The sequence below is a fragment of the Ralstonia mojiangensis genome, assembly GCF_023955645.1.
Lineage (GTDB): Bacteria > Pseudomonadota > Gammaproteobacteria > Burkholderiales > Burkholderiaceae > Ralstonia > Ralstonia mojiangensis.
In genome coordinates, this window is sequence record NZ_JAMXHU010000002.1 from 1,118,186 (window position 1) to 1,138,592 (window position 20,407).

A 20,407-nucleotide genomic window follows, 5' to 3' on the forward strand; every position below is an offset into this window, starting at 1 on the left:
TCCACTTTGGGGGCTAGGCGTCGTCGCCGCCCGGTCGATGCAGAAACGCGCTCGGGCTGCTGCCGAACGCCCGGCGGAACATCGCCGAGAACGCGCTCTGGCTGTTGTAGCCCAGCTCCTGTGCCACGCGCGATAACGGCATCCCCTGCGACATCATCGGGATGGCGCTGGCGAGCACGGCCTGCTGGCGCCACTGCGAAAAGCTCACGCCCAGCTCGTCCCGGAAGCGCCGCGCCAGCGTGCGGGCGCTGGCGCCGACATCGCTGGCGAGTGCGTCGAAGGTGAGAGAGGTGCCAGGGTCGGCCATCACGCGTTCGCACAGGGCGCGCAGGCGCTTGTCGGCGGGCATGGGCAGATCGAGCGGCAGCGGGGCGCTGCGGCGCAGCTCGTCGAGGATGAGCATGGCCAGCGCCTGCTCGCGCGCGGCCGGCAGCGGCTGGCGCACGTCCATCGCGGCAATCAGCTCGCGCAGCAGCGGCGACACCTCCATCACGCGGCACTGCGCGAGCGTGCCCGTCACCACGGACGGGTCGGCATACAGCGTACGCAGGAAAGCGGCCTCGACCACCCACACCTCATGCTCGATGCCGGGCGGAATCCAGATCGCTCGCGAGGGCGGTACCACCCAGGCGGTGTCGCCGGCCTGCACGCGCAGCACACTGTTGTGGCTATACGCCACCTGCGCCCATGGATGCGTGTGGCGCGGGAACCGCGTATTGGCTTCCATCTGCCGCGTGTAGAGCCGCACCGGATGCGCCGCTGAGGGCGGTGTGCGGCCTTCGATATCGGTGGGCAGGATGCGCTGTGGCATGGCGGGTTTGCGACAGAAATGGTCGGGCCAGTGTAAATGCGCCGACAGGACTTGTCGAAGCCAGATGTCGATGGCAGGCTATCGCCCGGCGCTGGAGATATCTGGCGCCACACAACAAAGCGGATCGCTCAAGCGGTCTCGACAAAAAACGCCGTTGCCCACGAGGCACGCGGCGACATGGGTGCGAACAATGCAAACGGGAAATCACACGCGTAGCCGGGGGGCGCGCGGGGCGATGGGATGGTTGCGGCCGTGGGCCGCGCTTGCCACGTGTGTGGCATGCATGGCTGCGCTGACAGCGCCGGCCGCCCGCGCCGACATCAGCATCATCCAATCATTGCCGCTGTCGGGCACGCAAGCCGCGACGGGGCGGGCGCTCAATGCCGGGGCACGGCTGTATTTCGACTGGCTCAATCTCGACGGCGGCATCAATGGCGAGACCATCCGCCTGGTCGCCCGCGACGACGAGCAGAAGGTCGAGCAGACCCTGCGCAACGTGCGCGACATGGCCAAGATCGACAACCCCGTGGCGGCGCTCACCGTGGTCGGCACTGCCAATGTGGAAGCGCTCATGCGCAGCGGCGTGCTGGCCGAAGCCAATCTGCCGCTGGTCGGGCCCGCCACGGGTGCCTCCAGCATGACCGGCGATCCGCTGGTCTTCCCCATCAAGGCCAGCTACCAGCAGGAGATGGACAAGATGGTAGGCGCGCTCGTCACCATCGGCGTTACGCGTATCGGGGTGTTGTATCAGGACGATGCGCTGGGCAGGGAAGTGCTGGCGGGCGTGGAGCGCACGCTCAAGCCCCACAAGCTGACGATTGCAGCCACCGCCTCGTACCCGCGCAATACGGCCTCGGTGAGCGCCGCTGTCGACAAGCTGCTCGGCACCGATGTGCAAGCCATTTTCCTGGGCGCCACGGCAGAGCCCGCCGCACAGTTCATCAAGCAATACCGCGCGCGCGGTGGTGGTGCGCAGATCCTGGGGCTGTCGTCCATCGATCCGGGCATCCTGCTCAAGGTGGCCGGCATCGATGCGGTGCGCGGCTATTCCCTCGCGCTTGTCATGCCGAACCCGGGCAAGAGCGTCAACCCCGTCATCCGAGAGTTCAACCGCGCACGCGCCGCCGTGGGTGCCAGAGATGTCGAACTTTCATTCCGGGCGGTGGAAGGCTTTGTGGCAGCCAAGGTGCTGGCCGAAGCCGTGCGCCGTGCCGGCCCCAAGCCCACGCGCGACCAAGTGCGCCGCGAGCTGGCCCACTTGCGCAATTTCGATGTGGGTGGCGGCTTTATGGTGGACTTTTCCGACCGCACGCGGCCGGGCTCGCACTATGTGGAGCTGGGCGTGGTGGGGCCGAATGGGCTGGTGATTCAGTAACGCCCGCGCTGCGATGATGGGGTTGGAAGTGGGAAGGAGCGGGGGGTCTTTGTTGGTGGTGCATCCCTTGTTTCATCCCCTGCCGGGGCTGACTCACTTTCTTTGTCTTGCCAAAGAAAAGTAAGCAAAGAAAGGCGCGCCCGAGATGGCGAAAGATTCCTTGAATTTATGTCGCAGGGAGGGGAAGGGAAAAACTCGCTTCGCTCAGACAGTTTCCCTTCCTTTTTCCTCCCTGCAACAGAAATTCAAGGCGCCATCTAGGGCAGGAAAGTCAAAGGACAACAGCCAAACCGTCTGAGCACTCGCAGAACGACAAAGGCCAACCGCGCGATGGGTTGGCCTTTCTCTTTTGACGTTGAGCCCTTGATGGCGCTTTGAATTTTTGTGAGCGGGCGGATCAAGGAAGGAGGCTTGTCTGAGCGCAGCGAGTTTGCCTCCTTCCCCGCACGGTCACACAAATTCAAGGGGAAGTCGCCATCTCGGGCGCGCCTTTCTTTTGCTTACTTTTCTTTGGCAAGACAAAGAAAAGTGAGTCGGTCCCGGCAGGGAACGAAAGGGGGATGGACCACCAACAAAAAAATCCCCGCAGAAAGCCAAAAAGCACAAAGCAAAACGCCTCTCAGAGATTCCACTCCGAGAGGCGTTCATTCATCCACGATGTCGGTCAGGCCACAGGCGCCGTGCCCGCCCCATGCTCATGCCTGCCCGCCGGCTTGACGATCGCCAGCGTGGCAATCAACCCGCACAGCGCGGCAAACGACACCCACACGCCAGGCATGGCCTTGTTGCCCGTCTCGTGGATCAGCCATGTGGCAATCGCGGGAGTGAAGCCGCCGAAGATGGCCGTGGCCAGGCTGTACGCCAGCGAGAAGCCCGTGGTGCGGACTTCCGGCGGCATGATCTCGGTCAGCGTGACGACCATCGCGCCGTTGTAGCTGCCATACAGGAACGACAGCCACAGCAGCACGGTCAGCATGCGGGCGAACGACGGTGCGGCAACCAGCCACTGCATGGCCGGGTACGCCGTCACCAGCATCAGGACGGTAAAGAGGATCAACAGCGGGCGGCGGCCGACGCGGTCAGACACGGCGCCCATCACCGGCAGCCAGAAGAAGTTCGAGGCGCCCACGCACAGCGTGACGATCAGGCTGTCCATGTCCGACAGATGCAGCACGCTCTTGCCGAAGGTCGGCGTGTAGGCGGTGATCAGGTAGAACGACACCGTGGTCATCACGACCATCAGCGTGCCCGCGCCCACCAGGCGCCAGTTCTGGCCCATCGAGCGGAACACGGCGGCCAGGTCCGGACGGTGCTTGCGCTTCTGGAACTCTTCCGTTTCTTGCAGCGAGCGGCGGATGATGAACAGGAACGGCACGATCAGGCAGCCGATCAGGAACGGCACGCGCCAGCCCCATGCGCTCATCTCAGACGGCGGCAGCAGGTACGACATCAGCACGCCCAAGAGCGCGGCAAACATGACGGCCACTTGTTGACTGGCCGATTGCCAGCTCACAAAGAAGCCCTTCTTGCCCGGGGTGGCGATTTCGGCCAGGTAAACCGATACGCCGCCCAGCTCCACGCCGGCCGAGAAGCCCTGCAGCAACCGGCCGATCAGCACCAGCAGCGGCGCCGCCAGCCCGATGGTGGCGTAGCCGGGCACCAGCGCGATCAGCAGCGTGCCGCAGGCCATGAGCGCGAGCGTGACGATCAGGCCCGTGCGGCGGCCGTGACGGTCGATGTACGCGCCCAGGAAGATCGCGCCCAGCGGGCGCATCAGGAAGCCGGCGCCAAAAGTCACCAGCGACAGCATCAGCGAGAGGAACTCGTTGCCGGCGGGGAAGAAGGTGTCGGCAATGGCCTTGGCGTAATAGCCGTAGACCATGAAGTCGTACATCTCCAGGAAGTTGCCGCTGACCACCCGGAAGACGGTGCGGGCCTTGGATTCGTTGGGGTTGGAGGTATGCATGATGGGTCTCACTCAACAGCTTGGGTACAACGTGCGGGCGAGCCGGACAGCGAACTGCAGGCCGCCTCGTAAAAGGTGGTGATGTGGTACGGCGTGCTCGACGGCATGTCGGCGCGCAGGCGCTGGCCGGCGGGGTCGATCACCTCGTTCCAGCCTTGTGCGTGCAGGAAGCGCGCCGACCACGCCGGCAGCAGGCGCGCGAGCATGGCACCTTGCGTTTCCGTGCACAGCGCGAGGGCGCGGCCGTATTCGGTCTGTGCCCAGATGCGCTGGCTGGCGTCGCGCATCGTGCCGTCCAGATTGAGTGACAGGCACACGCCCTGGGTGTCGGCATCCACGCCGTCGGCGCAGGCCGCGTCCACCGCGCGGGCGAGGCTTTCGGCCAGATGGCGGCCGGCTTCGGAGCGCATAAAGACGTCGGCGTGTGCGCGTACGAGATAAAACCATTCGAACTGGTGACCGGGTTCGATGCGGTTGTCGGTGCTGGCCTCGTCAACCGGCAACTCGGCGATGCTGCCCGTGCGCGTGTCGATGAAGCGCGCGAGGATGCCTTCAGCCAGCGTGTGCACGCCGGCCTCGGCCCAGGCGGGCGGTTCGTCCAGCGCGGCGGCGGCCAGGTAGGCCTCGGTCAGATGCATCACGGGGTTCTGCGCGACACCGGTCAGCGTGGTGCTGAACGTGCCGTCCATGGATGCGACCGGCAGCGGTTTGGCCCCGGCCCGCGCGAAGCTGCGCGCGATCACGTCGTGCGCGTCGTGCATCAGCGCGGCGGCACGCGGGTCTTCGCTCAAGGCCAGCCAATGTGCAGCGGCAAACAGCACGAAGGCGTGTGTGTACAGATCCTTGGTCGCGTCGTGCGGGGCCAGCGCGCTGTCGATCGCAAACAGCCAGCCGCCGTGAATCGTGTCGCGAAAGCGCGTGTCCAGTGCATGGCACAGCGCGGCGGCACGTTCGGCGCAGAGATCGCGGTGGCGCTTGGAGAGCTGTGTGGCGCGCGCGAAGGTATACAGCTGCCGCGCACATGCCATCGCCCGATAGCGCGCGGTTGACGCCGGCACCAGCGCGCCGTTGTCGACGACGAGCGCCTCATAGCAGAGACCGGCCTGCGCGTTCCAGCCCGGGCCGAGCCACATGGGCAGCAGAACGTCGTCGTAATAGCGGCCGAATGATTCCAGGGCAGCCGCAATGTCAGCGGACAGTTCGGTGGCCGTATCGGGCAGCGGGGGCGTGGAGGATTGTGAAAGCATGTGCGCCGTGATGATCGTGGCGGGCGTCGACCCGTTTCAACCAGGCCGATTGCTCGGATCTGTTCTGTTCACCATAGGCGACGTACTTGCGTTGTACATGTGAACAGACCCGGGATTGTGCTCCAACTAGCTGCCCTGCGCCACGCACAACGGGCGCAATCCCGGTCATGGCGCAGGGTTGTGGGTCCAATGAAAGGTTTTTACCGGATGCTGCCCGGGCGTGGGTTGTGCGAAGATGAATCATCCCTGGCTCACCCCCTGGTCCTGCCCCGATCCATGCACCGTCGCGACCTGCTCAAGCAGTTGGCCGCCGGGCTGCTTGCCCTGGCTCCTGGTTTGTCTCGCAGTGCCGCGCCCGGCTCCGCCGCTGGCGCTGCCGAACCCTTCGACGAAGCGCGCCTGCTGGCGCGTGCCCGAGCCTTGGCTGCAGGGCCGTACCGGCCCCGAAGCACGCAGTTGCCCAAGCCGCTGGCCGCACTGGACTGGGACGGCTACCAGTCCATCGGCTATCGCCCTGACCACGCCTTGTGGGCCGGACAGCACTTGCCGTTCGAGGCCAAGTTCTTCCATCTGGGGCTGTTCTTCAAATCGGCCGTGCAGATGCACGAGGTGGTCGACGGCCAAGCTCGCTTAATTGCCTACGACCCCGCCATGTTCGATTACGGCAAGAGCGGGCTGGATCACCAGGCGTTGCCGGCCGGTCTCGGCTTTGCCGGCTTTCGGCTGACCACCAAGGCGGACCCGACGCGCGATGTGGCCGCCTTCCTGGGGGCAAGCTACTTTCGTGCCGTCGGGGGGCAGTGGCAGTACGGCATGTCAGCGCGGGGGCTGGCGATCGATACCGGCCTGCCCCGCGCAGAAGAGTTTCCGGACTTCACCGAATTCTGGCTGGTGCGCCCGGCCGCCGACGCCGATACGTTGCGCGTCTACGCGTTGCTCGATTCCCCCAGCGTGGCCGGCATTTACCGCTTCGACATCCGCCCCGGCGACACGCTGGTGATGGACGTGGCCGCCACGCTTTACGTGCGCAAGCCCATCGAGCGCCTTGGCATCGCGCCACTGACCAGCATGTTCCTCTACGGCGAAAACGACCGCACCGACCGTGCCGGGGATCGCCACAGCGCCGCGCGCCGATGGCGGGCATCAGACTGGCGCCCGGAAATCCATGATTCCGACGGTCTGGCCATCTGGCGCGGCTCCGGCGAGTGGGTCTGGCGGCCGCTGGCCAATCCGCCGATGCTGCGCAGCCAGCGCTTTGCCGACGACAGCCCGCGCGGCTTCGGCCTGCTGCAGCGTGACCGCAATCCCGATCATTACCAGGATGACGGCGTGTTCTACGAGAAGCGCCCAAGTGTGTGGGTGGAGCCCACGCACGACTGGGGTGAGGGCGCGGTCGAATTGGTGGAACTGTCGGCCAACGATGAAACCTTCGACAACATCGTCGCGTTCTGGAGACCGGCCGTGGCGCCGCATGCGGGGCAGGAGCTGGCGTTCGGCTATCGGCTGACGTGGGGCGCGCAGCCTGCAGCGGCCTCACCGCTGGCGCGGGTGGTAGCCACGCGCACGGGCATTGGCGGCGTGGTGGGGCAGGCGCGCAAATACTTCTCCTGGCGGTTCGTGGTGGATTTTGCGGGCGGCGAGCTGTCGCGGCTGGGGCGCAGCACCGCGGGCTCCACCGTGGAGCCGGTCATCCGAGCCTCGCGTGGACGGGTAGAGATTGCATCGGCGCGGCCGCTGGCGAGCATTGACGGTGTCCGGGCGATGTTTGATGTGGTGCCGGATGCCAGCAATGCGCCGATCGAGTTGTTGCTGACGTTGCAGTCGGGGGAGAGGTTGCTGTCTGAGACTTGGGCGTATCAGTGGACGCCGCCGGTGGATCGGGGCGTGTGAGACTGGTTTCTTGGGGCGTCGGCTTTTATGGCTGGTGCCGGTCTATCCCTTGTTTCACCCCCTGCCGGGGGCGACTCACTTTCTTTGTCTTGCCAAAGAAAGTAAGCAAAGAAAGGCGCGCCCGAGATGGCGAAAGATTCCTTGAATTTATGTCGCAGGGAGGGAAGGGAGGCAAACTCGCTGCGCTCAGACAGGCCTCCCTTCTTTTTCCTCCCTGCAACAGAAATTCAAGGCGCCATCTAGGGCATCAACGGCCAAACCGTCGCTGCCTTTGGTCAGTTGGTTAGTCGCGGGGCGCTATCTTGCCGAACTTCTTTGCCATTTCTGCCCAGCCTTCCGGGCCCAGCTTTTCCATCGTCGCGATATTGCGTTCGTAGATGTCCGCTGCGTCGGGTACGGCTGCGGCGGCGCGGGCGATGCTGTCTTCGCGCAGCAGGTGCAGGATGGGGACGGGCGCGCGGTTGGTGGCGTTGGCGATGTCGTCTGGGTCGGCATCGGCGAAGACGAAGTGGGGGTGGAAGCTGGCCAGTTGCAATTCGCCTTCGTAGCCGGCTTTAGCGAGCAGCGATTCGGCGCGTTCCGTGAGCGAGTGGAAATCGAGGAAGTCGGTCAGGGCGGGGACGATCAGCAGCGTGGTGTCGATCTGTGCGGCGGGCGTGGCGTGCAGCAGGTCGGCTTCGGCACGCAGGTGGTCGAGCACGTCGCCGTCCATCGTGGCGCGGCTGACGGCGTATCGAACCTGCCGCTTGACGTGCACGGCCTTGGCGAAGGGGCACAGGTTCAGGCCGATGACGGCATCTTCCAGCCAGCGCTGCACGGTCGCGACATGACGGGCGGCGGCATCCGCGTCCAAGTTGAGGACATCGGCGGGTGGATCGAGCAAGACGAAATCGAGGGCGTGATTGGACACGGCGTGCGGGGAGGGATGAGCCAGCGCGCAGTGTAGTCGATGGTGTGGGAGCGCTTCTTGCGACGGAATGGGTGTTGTGATTTGCAACGTCCGGCGCGCGCCCTTGATGTGCGCCGAGATCACTTCGGGTGCTTTGCGCGCCGCTTATGTGGTCAGTCCATTCCGTGTTTTTGTAAAAGAAGGAGCTCAACCATGATTGAACTGCGCCTGAAAACCGCCCTCGCCGTGGCCGCCACGTTTGCTGCGTCGGCTGCTTTCGCACAGATGACGCCGGCACCGCAGACTTCTCCGCAGACCACCGGCACCGTGCAGGCCGCCCCACAAGGCGGGCCGGCCACCTCGTCGTCTGACCCGCTGGTGCAGAAGCGCATTGACGACAAGGCTGCCAGCGACGAATACAAGGCCCGCAAGTCCGACGCCAAGGCCGCGTACAGGGAAGAGAAGAAGGCCGCCAAGGCCAACCGCAAGGCCGAGAAGAAGGAAGCCCGCGCCAAGCGCAAGGAAGCCATGAGCGAACAAGGCGGCCCTGCCCAGACGCCGAGCAGCGAAGGCAAGTAAGCCGCCGGCCGAACATGAAAAAAGGCGATCCGAGGGTCGCCTTTTTTTCTGCCTGTTGCGTCCGCCGTCAGTGCCCGCGTGTTGTCGGAAGACGGACCTGCGCGACGGCCATTTCCCACTGGGCGATGCGATGCGCCGCCTCGTCGCGGCTGATCACGGGGTGGAAGGTACGCGAAGCACGCCATTGCTGGGCGACTTCGTCCTCCCCCTGATAGAAGCCGGTGGCGATGCCAGCCAGGTAAGCCGCGCCGAGCGCAGTGGTTTCGATGATCTCGGGGCGCACGACCGGAATGCCGAGCAAATCCGCCTGGAACTGCAGCAGCAGGTTGTTGGCCGATGCGCCGCCATCGACGCGCAGTTCCGAGATGGTGGAAACGGCATCGCGCGTCATGGCTTGCAGCAGCGCGGTGCTTTGGAAGGCAATCGACTCCAGTGCGGCTCGGGCGATGTGGCCGATGGTCGTGCCGCGCGAGAGGCCCACGATGGCGCCTTGTGCGGTTGGATCCCAGTACGGCGCACCGAGGCCCGTGAACGACGGCACGAACACCACGCCGCCAGAATCGGGCACCGAGGCGGCCAGGCCTTCGACGTCGGCGGAGCGCTGGATGGCGCGCAGCCCGTCGCGCAGCCACTGCACCACCGCGCCGCCCACGAACACGCTGCCTTCGAGCGCGTAGCTGCGTTTCGGGCCGCTCTGACAGGCCGCCGTGCTGATCAGCCCGTTGTGCGACTGGACCGCCTTGTCGCCCGTGTTGAGCAGCATGAAGCAGCCGGTGCCGTAGGTGTTCTTGGCCATGCCGGGCTTGAAGCACGCTTGGCCGAAGAGGGCGGATTGCTGGTCACCGGCAATGCCGCCGATGGTGAGCGAGGCGCCGAGCCAGTCGGCATCGGTCTGCCCAAATTGATACGCAGACGGATGCACCTCGGGCAACAGGCTCGGGTGGATGTCGAGCGCGCGCATCAGGTCAGCATCCCACTCGCCGGTGTGGATGTTCCACAGCATCGTGCGGGAAGCGTTCGATACGTCGGTCACATGCAGGCGGCCGCGCGTGAGTTGCCACACCAGCCAGCTGTCGATGGTGCCGAAGGCGAGTTCGCCACGTGCGGCGCGCTCGCGGGCGCCATCCACGTGGTCGAGAATCCAGCGCAGCTTGGTGGCTGAAAAATACGGATCGATGATCAGGCCGGTGCGCTTGCGCACCTCGTCTTCCAGGCCCTCGGCGCGCAGGCGTTCGCAGATGGCTTCCGTGCGGCGGTCCTGCCAGACGATGGCGTTGAAGATCGGTTTGCCCGTGGCGCGTTCCCACACCATCGTGGTTTCGCGCTGGTTGGTGATGCCAAGCGCCGCCATGTCGGCGGCGGAGAGCTTGGCTTGTTCGAGTGCGGCGCGGCAGGTGGCGAGCTGGCTGTTCCAGATGTCGAACGGATCGTGCTCGACCCAGCCGGGCTGCGGAAAATGCTGGGGAAACTCCTGCTGGGCGCTGGCGACGATCTGGCCGGCGCGGTTGAAGACGATGGCGCGTGAGCTGGACGTGCCCTGGTCGAGCGCGAGGAGATATTCCATAAGGCAGAGTCTGATGACTGTCGGACACGGTCAGGGTGTGGCCTGCCCGACAGTGGATGAAACGGAAACAAGCATGGTAGCCCGCGGGTGGCCGTCGTCAAAGACCGGCGCCCCGCGGGCTGCGCGTGATCAGCGCACCTTGCCAGCCTTCCATGCGGCGAGCAGCTTGTCGTAGGCCACCGTCTCACCCTTCGGACGCTCGTTGTCGAGCTTCTTCCACGGGGCGTGTTCGGTCGACAGCCACTTCGACGGATCGCTTTCCGGGTTCAGCTTCGGCGCGCAGTTCTTCATGCCGGCGCGCTGCAGGCGACCCATCACCTGGTCCATTTCCTTGGCCAGGTTGTCCATCGCGCCCTGCGGGGTCTTCTCGCCCGTGACGGCCGTGGCGACGTTCTTCCACCAGAGCTGTGCCAGCTTCGGATAGTCGGGCACATTGTTGCCGGTCGGCGTCCAGGCCACGCGAGCCGGGCTGCGGTAGAACTCGATCAGGCCGCCGTACTTGGCTGCGTTCTTGGTGAAGTAGTCGCTGTGGATATCGGAGTCACGAATGAACGTGAGGCCGGTGATCGACTTCTTGAGCGACACGGTCTTCGACGTGACGAACTGCGCGTACAGCCACGCGGCCGAGCGGCGCTCAAACGGGGTGGACTTGAAGAACGTCCACGAGCCGACGTCCTGGTAGCCGTTCTGCATGCCGTCCTTCCAGTACGGGCCGTGCGGCGACGGGGCCATGCGCCACTTCGGCGAGCCGTCGGCGTTGACGACCGGGCCCGGCTTGGTCATCGGCGCGGTGAAGGCGCTGTACCAGAACACCTGCTGGGCGATGTGGCCTTGTGCGGGCACCGGGCCGGCTTCGTTGAAGGTCATGCCGGTCGCCTCGGGCGGGGCAAATTTCTTCATCCAGTCAATGTACTTGGTGAGGGCGTACACCGCAGCCGGGCTGTTGGTGGCACCACCGCGCGACATCGAGGCGCCTACCGGAGCGCAGCCTTCCACGCGGATGCCCCATTCGTCGACCGGCAGGCCGTTCGGGATGCCCTTGTCGGCGGAGCCGGCCATCGACAGCCACGCATCGGTAAAGCGCCAGCCCAGCGACGGATCCTTCTTGCCGTAATCCATGTGGCCGTAGACGCGCTTGCCGTCCAGTTCCTTCACGTCGTTCGTGAAGAAGTTGGCGATGTCTTCATAGGCCGTCCAGTTGACGGGCACGCCGAGGTCGTAGCCGTACTTGGCCTTGAACTTGTCCTGCAGGTCCTTGCGGGCGAACCAGTCGGCGCGGAACCAGTACAGGTTGGCGAACTGCTGGTCGGGCAGCTGATACAGCTTGCCGTCCGACGCGGTGGTGAAGCTTGTGCCGATGAAATCCTTCAGGTCCAGGCCCGGGTTGGTGAATTCCTTGCCTTCGCCGGCCATGTAGTCCGACAGCGGCATCACCACGCCATAGCGGTAGTGCGTGCCGATCAGGTCGGAGTCGGAAATCCAGCCGTCATAGATGCTCTTGCCCGACTGCATCGAGGTCTGCAGTTTTTCGACGACATCGCCTTCCTGCATGATGTCGTGCTTGACCTTGATGCCGGTGATTTCTTCGAAGGCCTTGGCCAGCGTCTTCGATTCATACGCGTGTGTGTCGAGCGTTTCCGACACGACGTGGATCTCGGTCACGCCCTTGGCCTTGAGCTTGGCTGCGGCGTCGATGAACCACTTCATTTCCGCCATCTGCTTGTCTTGCGACAGCGTGCTGGGCTGGAATTCGCTGCTGATCCACTTCTTGGCTTCGGCTTCGCCGGCATGGGCTGCGCCGACTGCCAGGGCGCTCGCCAGTGCAATGGCACTGATCTGAAGCGTCATGCGCCAGGATGTTTTCATCGGTATCTCCTCGTGCTTGTTGGCTTGTTGTTCTCCCCGCAGCGAAAACATCCGGCATTCCGACGCGGGGAGCGTGATGGAATGCCTGTGCCCGTACGTCAATTTGGGCGTGGAAGCATCAACCTGTGCCGATGCCACCGGACTTGCAAATTCAAGTACATCAATGGCGCATCAGCCGCGCCACATCACGATCACCAGCACCACCATCGAGGCGATGAAACCGCCCCAGGCGCTGGTCTCTTCCGACGTGAGCCCAACCCACGCCAGGTTGATATAGGCCGCGGTGAGCAGGCCGATGAAGAGGCGGTCGCCGCGCGTGGTGGCAATGGGCAGGAAGCCCTTGCGCTCCACCGTGGGCCGAACCACTTCCCACACCGTCATGCTGGCCAGCATCAAGGCGATGCAGCCGAAGAAGATCGCCACCTCGGGCGTCCAGGCCATCCAGCTGAACATGGCTGTGTCTCCCGTTCTTGTTTTAGACGCGGCCCATCGCGAAACCCTTCGCGATGTAGTTCCGCACAAACCAGATCACCAGGGCGCCCGGAATGATCGTCAGCACACCGGCTGCGGCCAGCACGCCCCAATCCATGCCCGAGGCCGACACCGTGCGCGTCATCACCGCCGTGATGGGTTTGGCGTCGACCGAGGTGAGCGTGCGCGCGAGCAGCAGTTCCACCCAGCTGAACATGAAGCAGAAGAACGCCGTCACGCCCACGCCGGCCTTGATCAGCGGCAGGAAGATCTTCAGGAAGAACTTGGGGAAGCTGTAGCCATCGATGTAGGCCGTCTCGTCGATCTCGCGCGGGATGCCTGACATGAAGCCTTCGAGAATCCACACCGCCAGCGGCACGTTGAACAGCATGTGCGCCAGCGCCACGCCCAGGTGCGTGTCCATCAGGCCGACCGTCGAATACAGCTGGAAGAACGGCAGCAGGAACACCGCGGGCGGCGTCATGCGGTTCGTCAGCAGCCAGAAGAACATGTGCTTGTCGCCCAGGAAGCGGTAGCGCGAGAAGGCATAGGCCGCCGGCAGCGCCACCACGGTCGAGAGCACCGTGTTCATCGTCACGTAGATGATGGAGTTGATGTAACCCCAGTACCACGACGGGTCGGTAAAGATGATCTTGTAGTTGTCGAACGTGACGAGCTTCGGCCAGATCGAGAAGCCGGCCAGCGTCTCCTCGTTGGTCTTGAGCGACATGCTCAACATCCAGTACAGCGGCAGTACGGCAAATGCCACATACACCGCCAGCGTGATCGCGCGAGCAATCTTGCGCTTGTGCTCGTTGTTGTTGTTCTGCTTAGGCATGGTCGTCTCCCACGGCCGTGCTGGCGCTGCCCATGCGCTGCATCCAGTTGTAGAGGACGAAGCAGAACAGCAGGATGATGAGGAAGTACACGATCGAGAATGCCGCCGCCGGGCCCAGGTCGAACTGGCCGACCGCCTTCTGCGTCAGGTACTGCGACAGGAACGTCGTGGCATTGCCGGGGCCGCCGCCAGTCAGCACGAACGGCTCGGTGTAGATCATGAAGCTGTCCATGAAGCGCAGCAGCACGCCGATCATCAGCACGCCGCGCATCTTCGGCAGCTGGATGTAGCGGAACACGGCCAGGCGGCTGGCGCCGTCAATCTCCGCTGCCTGGTAGAACGCATCCGGAATCGAACGCAGCCCGGCATACGCCAGCAGCGCCACCAGTGGCGTCCAGTGCCACACGTCCATGATCAACACGGTGATCCATGCATCGAACGAGTGCGACGTGTAGTTGTAATCGATGCCCATCTGGTTGAGCCAGTAGCCGGCCAGGCCGATATCGGAGCGCCCGAAGATCTGCCAGATCGTGCCCACCACGTTCCAGGGAATCAGCAGCGGCATGGCCAGCACCACCAGCGCGGCCGATGCCTTCCAGCCCTTTGACGGCATCGACAGCGCCAGGCCGATGCCCAGCGGAATCTCCACCGCCAGCACGCACAGCGAGAAGATCAACTGGCGCGTGAGCGCGTCTTGCAGATCGCCGTCGCGCAGGATCTGGCGGAACCAGTCCACGCCCACGAAGACGTGCTGCTCGGGGCTGATGATGTCCTGCACCGAGTAGTTCACCACCGTCATCAGCGGCAGGATGGCGGAGAACGCCACGCACAGGAACACCGGCAGGATCAGGAACCACGCCTTGTTGTTGAGCGGCTTGTTCATCGGCCGATCCTCTCGTCATTGCTGTAATACAGCGTCTGCGGCGCATCCAGGCGCAGCCATACGCGCGATTCGGTCACGCTCACTTCGTTCGGCAGCTTCGCCTTGATGGGCAGGCCGCCGGCCTCACCCAGGCTGGCGGTCAGCAACTGGTGCGTACCGAGTTGCTGCACCTGGTGCACGTTGGCTGCCACGGTCCCGACTTCTCCGGGCGCCGCCAGTTGCACGAATTCCGGGCGGATCCCGAGCTTGAGCGAGCCGTTCGCGTTCTTGAGTGTGGCCAGCGTGTCGCCGCCGACTGACAGACGTTGATCGCCCAGCGCGATCACATCGCCATCCACCGTCACCGGGTACAGGTTCATGCCCGGACTGCCGATGAAGTACCCGACGAAGGTGTGGTCCGGCCGCTCGAACAGCGCTTCCGGGCCGCCTTGCTGCACGACCTTGCCTTCGGTCATGACGACCACCTCGTCGGCAAAGGTCAGCGCCTCCACCTGGTCGTGCGTCACGTAGATCAGCGTGAGCTTGAGCTGCTGGTGAATCTTTTTGAGCTGGCGACGCAGTTGCCACTTCAGGTGCGGGTCGATGACGGTGAGCGGCTCGTCGAACAGGATGGCCGCCACGTCCTTGCGCACCAGACCGCGGCCCAGCGAGATCTTCTGCTTGGCGTCGGCCGCCAGCCCCGAGGCGCGGCGCTTGAGCGCGTGCTGCAGCTCGAGGATCTCGGCCACTTCCTCCACGCGCTTCTTCACTTCGGCTTCCGGCGTCTTGCGATTGCGCAGCGGGAAGGCGAGGTTGTCGAACACGGTCATCGTGTCGTAGATGACCGGGAACTGGAACACCTGCGCGATGTTGCGCTCGCGCGGGCTGGCGTGCGTGACATCGCGGTCGTCAAACAGCACTTGGCCTTCCGACGGCGTCAGCAGCCCGGAGATGATGTTCAGCAGCGTGGACTTGCCGCAGCCCGACGGGCCCAACAGCGCATACGCACCGCCGTCGCGCCAGGTCATGTTCATCGGCTGCAGCGCGTAGTCGTTCAGGTTTTGCGGATTCGGGCGATAGCTGTGCCCCAGGTTGCGGAATTCAATGCGCGCCATGTGCGCCTCCCTGCTTGGGCGCGCTCACCAGCTTGCCCGCTTCATCGAACAGGAACAGTTCGGCCGGATCGACAAACACGTCCAGCGCCGCGCCCAATTCGAACTGATGCACCCCCGGCAGCTGCGCGACCAGGCCGATCGTGTTCGACTGGCCGGTGGCGTGCGCGCGCACGTGCAGATACGTTTCGGAACCCGACAACTCGGCCAGCTCCACCGTGCCCGGCAGGGCAACCGCGCCAGCATTGCGCGGCGACAGGCGGATGTGGCTCGGACGCAGGCCGATGCGGCAGCGCGTGCCGGCCGCCATCGGCAGCGGGCGCGTCCATGCAACGTCAATGCCTTGCGGCAGCCGGATCTGGTTGCCCTCAACCACGGTGGCGTCCAGCACGTTCATCGGCGGGTCGTTAAAAATGGCCGCCGCGTTGACCGACACCGGCACTTCATACATGTCGAGCGTGGGGCCGTCCTGCAGCACGCGGCCTTCATGCATGACGACGGTGTGGCCGCCCAGCAGCAGCGCTTCCTGCGGCTCGGTGGTGGCGTAGACGACCGTCGTGCCGCCGTCGGCAAAGAGCGATGCCAGCTCGGCACGCAGTTCTTCGCGCAGCTTGTAGTCGAGGTTGACGAGGGGTTCGTCCAGCAGCACCAGCGGCGCCCGCTTGACGAGTGCCCGGGCCAGCGCACAACGCTGCTGCTGTCCGCCTGACAGTTCCGCCGGCAGGCGCTGCAACAGGTGCTCGATGTGCAGTTTGGCGGCGACGGCCCGCACGCGCGAGTCGATCTCGCCCTTATTGGTGCCCTGCAGGCGCAGCGGCGAGGCGATGTTGTCGTACACCGTCATCGCCGGGTAGTTGATGAATTGCTGGTACACCATCGCCAGATTGCGATCGCGTACCCCCACGCCCGTCACGTCCTTACCGTCGACCAGGACGCGGCCGGTGGTCGGCCGGTCCAGTCCGGCCATGATGCGCATCAGCGTGGTCTTGCCGGCCTGCGTGGGCCCGAGCAGCACGTTGATGGCGCCGGGCGCCAGCCGCAGGCTGGTCGGGTATAGGTGCGTCTGCGCCCCGACCATGGCCGTAACCTGGTCCAGTTCCAGAATCAATTGATGTCTCCCGTCTTACTGCTTTGATTTCTTGATGTCTTGCTCGCGCGCCCGGCCCGGTGCGTCAGGGCGCGCGTTCCGCAACTGGCGCGGTCTCGCCTTCCGGCAGATGGCGCGCCAACCAGCCTTCCAGGCGGCTGCGGTCGGCATCGCTGGCGTGCAGGCCCAGCTTGGTCCGCCGCCACAGGATGTCCTGCGCTGTGCGGGCCCATTCGTGTTCGATCAGGTAACGGATTTCGGCTTCATACAGGCCAGGCGTCACTTCGGCGCCCAGTTCTTCCAGCCGCGTGGCGCCGGCCAGCAGCGTGTTCAGGCGCGTGCCGTACTGGTGCGCATAGCGCATCGCAAGCTGGGTCGGAAGCCATGGCAAACGTTTTTGCAGGCGCGCCACAAAATCGTCGAAGGTGTATTCGGCAACCAACTGCCCTGGCGCTTCCAGATCGCCGCCCGGCAGCGATGCGGTGGCCGTCCACGAAGGCTTGCCGGCCAGCGGCAGATGCGGGGCCAACTGGTCCAGCGCTTCTTCAGCCAGCTTGCGGTAGGTCGTGATCTTGCCGCCCCACACGTTGACGAGCGGTGCGCTGGTGCCGTCGGCGCCGGTCTCGCATTCGACCAGGTAATCGCGCGTGATGGCCGAGGCGTTGGCAGCGCTGTCGTCCAGCAGCGGCCGCACGCCCGAGTAGCTCCACACCACGTCGGCCGGCGTCAGCTGCTGGGTGAAATAGCGGCTGGCCATTTCGCACAGATATTGGATTTCGTCCGCGTCAATGGCCACTTGGTCCACCGAGCCCTTGTATTCCAGATCCGTCGTGCCGATCAGCGTGAATTCGTTCTGGTACGGGATCGCAAAGACGATCCGCCCGTCGGGGTTCTGGAAGATGTAGGCGAACGGGTGATCGAACATGCGCCGCACGACGATGTGGCTGCCCTTGATCAGGCGCAGGCCGCGCGTGCTCGGCAGCGCGTGCGCAGAGCGGGCGAACTCCGCCGCCCACGGCCCGGCAGCGTTGACGATCGCCTTGGCGCGCACGGACCGGATTCCGTCAGGGCCAGCCAGCGAGGCATGCCAGCCATCGGCGCGGCGCTCGGCGTTCAGGCAGCGCGTGCGGGTGAAAATCTGCGCCCCGCGGTCCGCCGCGTCGCGGGCGTTGAGCACCACCAGCCGGGCGTCGTCGACCCAGCCGTCGGAATAGACGAACCCTCGCGTGTAGCCCGCTTTGAGCGGCTTACCCGCCGGGTGCTGCGCCAGCTTGATCGACTCAGAACCCGGCAGAAAGCGTCGGCGCGCCAGATGGTCATAGAGGAAGAGGCCCGCGCGGATCATCCACGCCGGGCGTTGCGCTGCATCGTGCGGCATCACGAAACGCAGCGGCCACATGATGTGCGGCGCCATGCGCAGCAGCACCTCGCGCTCCTGCAGAGCCTTGCGCACCAGGCTGAATTCGTAATATTCGAGGTAGCGCAGCCCGCCGTGGATCAGCTTGGTTGAGGCCGAAGAGGTGTGCTGGGCCAGGTCGTCTTTTTCACACAAGACCACCGACAGGCCACGGCCCACGGCATCCCGGGCGATTCCCACGCCGTTGATGCCGCCTCCGACCACCAGCAGATCACAGTCCAGATGCGACGCGTCAGTGAGTTGCATGGGTTGGAATCTGTTGATTTGCGCGTCTTTTCTTGCGAATAGTGACGCGTTGGCGGATAGTTTAGTGAAAGGCGAAAATAAAGCAACATAGGGAATCGCCTAATCCGCTCATATGTGTTCGTTTGTGTTCATTTCGTGACTTGATGCTTCCGCGACACCGCCAGATCCTCGAATACGTCCGCCAGCACGGCGATGCCTCCGTCGACGCACTTGCTCGCGTGCTCGGCGTCACGACGCAAACCATTCGCCGCGACATTCGGCAGCTCGAAGACGAGCGCCTGCTCGCGCGCTACCACGGCGGCGTCGGCTTGCCGTCGTCGGTCGAGAACATCGATTACGACCAGCGCCAGGTCCTGCACATCGACGCCAAGCGCCGCATCGCCGAAGTCGTCGCGCGCCACGTCGAGCCCGGCCGCTCGCTCATCATCAATATCGGAACGACGACCGAAGAGGTTTCCAAGGCGCTCGTCGGCCAGAACGGGCCACGCGGCCTGCGCGTCATCACCAACAACTTGAATGTCGCGTCGATCCTCTCCGGCAGCCCGGATGCCGAAGTCATCGTCGCCGGCGGTCTCGTACGCAACCGCGACCGCGGCATCGTCGGGGAAGCCACCATCGACTTCATGAAGCAGTTCCGCGTCGACATCGGCATCATCGGCGTCTCCAGCATCGACGAAGACGGCACGCTGCTCGACTACGACTACCGTGAAGTACGCGTCGCCCAGGCCATCATCGAGCAGTCGCGCGAGGTCTGGCTCGTCGCCGATCACTCCAAGTTCGGCCGCCGCGCCGTCGTCCGCCTGGGCCACGTCTCGCAGATCGACAAGTTCTTCACCGACGTCCCCGTGCCCGAGCCGATGGCCGAAGTCTTCCGCGCCGCCGAGGTCGATGTGGTTGTCGCCAGCGAAACGCTCTGAACGTTGATCTGACGTTCCTCAGTCTTCGCCCCGTCGACTACAGTGAAATGACAAGGCGCGCACCTTGCGAGCCTCTCTGTCATTCAAACTCGTCACACGGGGAGCATCGTGAGCAAGCACTCACATGCGGCAATCCTTTCGGTCTTCTCAGGCATCGTTATCGAACACATCGCGGATCTGCGCGATGCCCTCGCCAAGCTGGCCGCGCCCAGCCCCAGCCCCAGCGACGAAGATCTCCACCAGTTCCGTGTCACGCTGCGCCGTCTACGTTCGGCTTGGGTGACGTTTGCGCCGGTCCTGCCAGCCAGCTTTGCCGCAGAGTGGAAGCCGCGCCTGCGTGCGCTTGCCGCATCCACGGGCCCTGTGCGCGAATGGGATGTGCTGCTTTCCGATTGGCTTCCGGCGGCTCAGCAGTCCTTGCTTGATGGCGACGAGGCCGGCCGGGCTTGGTTGGACAGGGCGCTCATCAAGTCCAAAGAGGCGCGCAATCGAGCTTGGGAGGAGCTGCGTGCCGAACTTGCCTCGCCAGATGTGCCGGAAACGCTGCTCGAACTGGAGCGGGCGGTCGCCGCGTTTCATATAGAAGGCGAGTCGGAGCGGCATCTCCCTTTTGCTCGCGCTCGGGCCGAGGCGCTCCGAAAGAAGTTGATCCGTCGCGGGCGCCATCCCAGGCGGTCGTCTGCACCGCGACTGCATCGCGCCCGGATCGCCGCCAAGCAGTGGCGCTATCTATATGAAGGGTTCTACCCGGCGCTCGGCGCCCACGCGGCGAAGCGTTACCGGAAGCATTTGCGCAAACTGCAAGACGCCTTGGGCGAGGTGCATGATGCAAGCGTCTCCCTGGAATGTGTCGCCCGCGTATTGGATGCGCCGCCACCGCTGTCTGTAGTGAGCGCCTTTCACAAGCGCGCCCGCGCCGCGCGGGGGCGGGCGGCGAAGGGCTTGCGGTGGATCCGGTCCCATAAGGCGGCGTAACCCCGAAAGCAGGACAAAAAGACCCTGGAGAAAGAAAGGGCTTGCGCTGTTCGTGAAACCCGCCTATAGTTCGCCCCTCGCTGCAAACGACAGTGCCGAAACGAAAGGGACGGCGGTGTGGTTAAGGCGGTGGAGAAGTAGGTGTGGAGCGGGTTTGCGGTCGATTGAGTGGTTGGCGATTGGCTGGAAATTCAGGAGTAGTTGGCGGCGAGTTGATGATAAAAATTCTTCGACGAGTTGTTGACAGCGACGAAAAAGCTCTGCATAATCTCGTTTCTCTGCTGCAGACAACGCA

Annotated in this window: 18 protein-coding genes; 5 read left to right on the plus strand and 13 right to left on the minus strand. The window is 64.5% G+C overall.

Translation table 11 applies throughout. The annotated features are described in order from the left end of the window. Positions 1 to 13: 13 nt before the first annotated feature. Entirely contained in the window at positions 14 to 811 is a 798-nt protein-coding gene (locus NG898_RS11940; protein ID WP_252692480.1) for an AraC family transcriptional regulator, read from the minus strand. A 283-nt stretch (positions 812 to 1,094) separates the two neighbouring features. Between NG898_RS11940 and NG898_RS11945 the strand changes: the two genes are divergently transcribed. Beyond that, positions 1,095 to 2,186, plus strand: coding sequence for an ABC transporter substrate-binding protein (locus NG898_RS11945; protein WP_252692481.1), 1,092 nt, complete (start codon positions 1,095 to 1,097; stop codon positions 2,184 to 2,186). A 664-nt stretch (positions 2,187 to 2,850) separates the two neighbouring features. On the opposite strand, the gene tcuC is transcribed toward NG898_RS11945, so the two are convergent. Then, positions 2,851 to 4,152: an MFS transporter gene (tcuC, locus tag NG898_RS11950; RefSeq protein ID WP_092977082.1), complete on the minus strand. Its 1,302-nt coding sequence runs from the start codon at positions 4,150 to 4,152 to the stop codon at positions 2,851 to 2,853. Between the two features lie 8 nt (positions 4,153 to 4,160). Then, entirely contained in the window at positions 4,161 to 5,399 is a 1,239-nt protein-coding gene (locus NG898_RS11955) for an AGE family epimerase/isomerase (protein WP_252692482.1), read from the minus strand. A gap of 276 nt (positions 5,400 to 5,675) precedes the next feature. Between NG898_RS11955 and NG898_RS11960 the strand changes: the two genes are divergently transcribed. Beyond that, complete coding sequence (locus tag NG898_RS11960; RefSeq protein ID WP_252692483.1) at positions 5,676 to 7,289, plus strand: OpgD/OpgG family glucan biosynthesis protein; 1,614 nt, start codon at positions 5,676 to 5,678, stop codon at positions 7,287 to 7,289. A gap of 283 nt (positions 7,290 to 7,572) precedes the next feature. On the opposite strand, the gene NG898_RS11965 is transcribed toward NG898_RS11960, so the two are convergent. Next, a complete protein-coding gene (locus NG898_RS11965; RefSeq protein ID WP_252692484.1) occupies positions 7,573 to 8,199 on the minus strand; it encodes a DUF1415 domain-containing protein in 627 nt (208 codons plus the stop codon). A gap of 192 nt (positions 8,200 to 8,391) precedes the next feature. Here NG898_RS11965 and NG898_RS11970 point away from each other — a divergent pair, with 192 nt between their 5' ends. After that, complete coding sequence (locus NG898_RS11970; RefSeq protein WP_252692485.1) at positions 8,392 to 8,757, plus strand: hypothetical protein; 366 nt, start codon at positions 8,392 to 8,394, stop codon at positions 8,755 to 8,757. Positions 8,758 to 8,824: 67 nt separating this feature from the next. On the opposite strand, the gene glpK is transcribed toward NG898_RS11970, so the two are convergent. From glpK to glpD, 8 genes are all read right to left on the minus strand, one after another. Continuing rightward, on the minus strand, positions 8,825 to 10,321 hold the full coding sequence (gene glpK, locus NG898_RS11975) for a glycerol kinase GlpK (RefSeq protein ID WP_232041217.1): 1,497 nt from the start codon (positions 10,319 to 10,321) through the stop codon (positions 8,825 to 8,827). A gap of 129 nt (positions 10,322 to 10,450) precedes the next feature. After that, on the minus strand, positions 10,451 to 12,187 hold the full coding sequence (locus tag NG898_RS11980; RefSeq protein WP_252692486.1) for an ABC transporter substrate-binding protein: 1,737 nt from the start codon (positions 12,185 to 12,187) through the stop codon (positions 10,451 to 10,453). 171 nt (positions 12,188 to 12,358) lie between these two features. After that, positions 12,359 to 12,640, minus strand: a complete 282-nt coding sequence (locus NG898_RS11985) for a DUF2160 domain-containing protein (RefSeq protein WP_027680526.1) — start codon at positions 12,638 to 12,640, stop codon at positions 12,359 to 12,361. Between the two features lie 22 nt (positions 12,641 to 12,662). Then, on the minus strand, positions 12,663 to 13,496 hold the full coding sequence (locus NG898_RS11990) for a carbohydrate ABC transporter permease (RefSeq protein ID WP_027680527.1): 834 nt from the start codon (positions 13,494 to 13,496) through the stop codon (positions 12,663 to 12,665). After that, positions 13,489 to 14,379 carry a carbohydrate ABC transporter permease gene (locus NG898_RS11995; RefSeq protein ID WP_004637132.1) on the minus strand — a complete coding sequence of 297 codons (891 nt, stop codon included), beginning with the start codon at positions 14,377 to 14,379 and terminating at the stop codon, positions 13,489 to 13,491. The genes NG898_RS11990 and NG898_RS11995 overlap by 8 nt, the downstream gene beginning before the upstream one ends. Continuing rightward, positions 14,376 to 15,473, minus strand: a complete 1,098-nt coding sequence (locus NG898_RS12000; protein WP_252692487.1) for an ABC transporter ATP-binding protein — start codon at positions 15,471 to 15,473, stop codon at positions 14,376 to 14,378. The genes NG898_RS11995 and NG898_RS12000 overlap by 4 nt, the downstream gene beginning before the upstream one ends. After that, on the minus strand, positions 15,460 to 16,578 hold the full coding sequence (locus NG898_RS12005) for an ABC transporter ATP-binding protein (protein ID WP_252692488.1): 1,119 nt from the start codon (positions 16,576 to 16,578) through the stop codon (positions 15,460 to 15,462). The genes NG898_RS12000 and NG898_RS12005 overlap by 14 nt, the downstream gene beginning before the upstream one ends. 64 nt (positions 16,579 to 16,642) lie before the next feature. Then, on the minus strand, positions 16,643 to 18,220 hold the full coding sequence (gene glpD, locus NG898_RS12010) for a glycerol-3-phosphate dehydrogenase (RefSeq protein WP_252692489.1): 1,578 nt from the start codon (positions 18,218 to 18,220) through the stop codon (positions 16,643 to 16,645). Positions 18,221 to 18,363: 143 nt separating this feature from the next. Between glpD and NG898_RS12015 the strand changes: the two genes are divergently transcribed. Together NG898_RS12015 and NG898_RS12020 are read left to right on the plus strand one after the other, a co-directional pair. Then, a complete protein-coding gene (locus NG898_RS12015) occupies positions 18,364 to 19,137 on the plus strand; it encodes a DeoR/GlpR family DNA-binding transcription regulator (RefSeq protein ID WP_092977108.1) in 774 nt (257 codons plus the stop codon). 108 nt (positions 19,138 to 19,245) lie between these two features. Beyond that, the gene (locus NG898_RS12020; protein ID WP_252692490.1) at positions 19,246 to 20,112 is read left to right on the plus strand and encodes a CHAD domain-containing protein; all 867 of its coding nucleotides are present in this window, start codon (positions 19,246 to 19,248) and stop codon (positions 20,110 to 20,112) included. 63 nt (positions 20,113 to 20,175) lie between these two features. Here the strand turns inward: NG898_RS12020 and NG898_RS12025 are convergent. Continuing rightward, a partial coding sequence (locus NG898_RS12025; RefSeq protein ID WP_252692491.1) for a hypothetical protein occupies positions 20,176 to 20,407 on the minus strand: 232 nt, incomplete at its 5' end.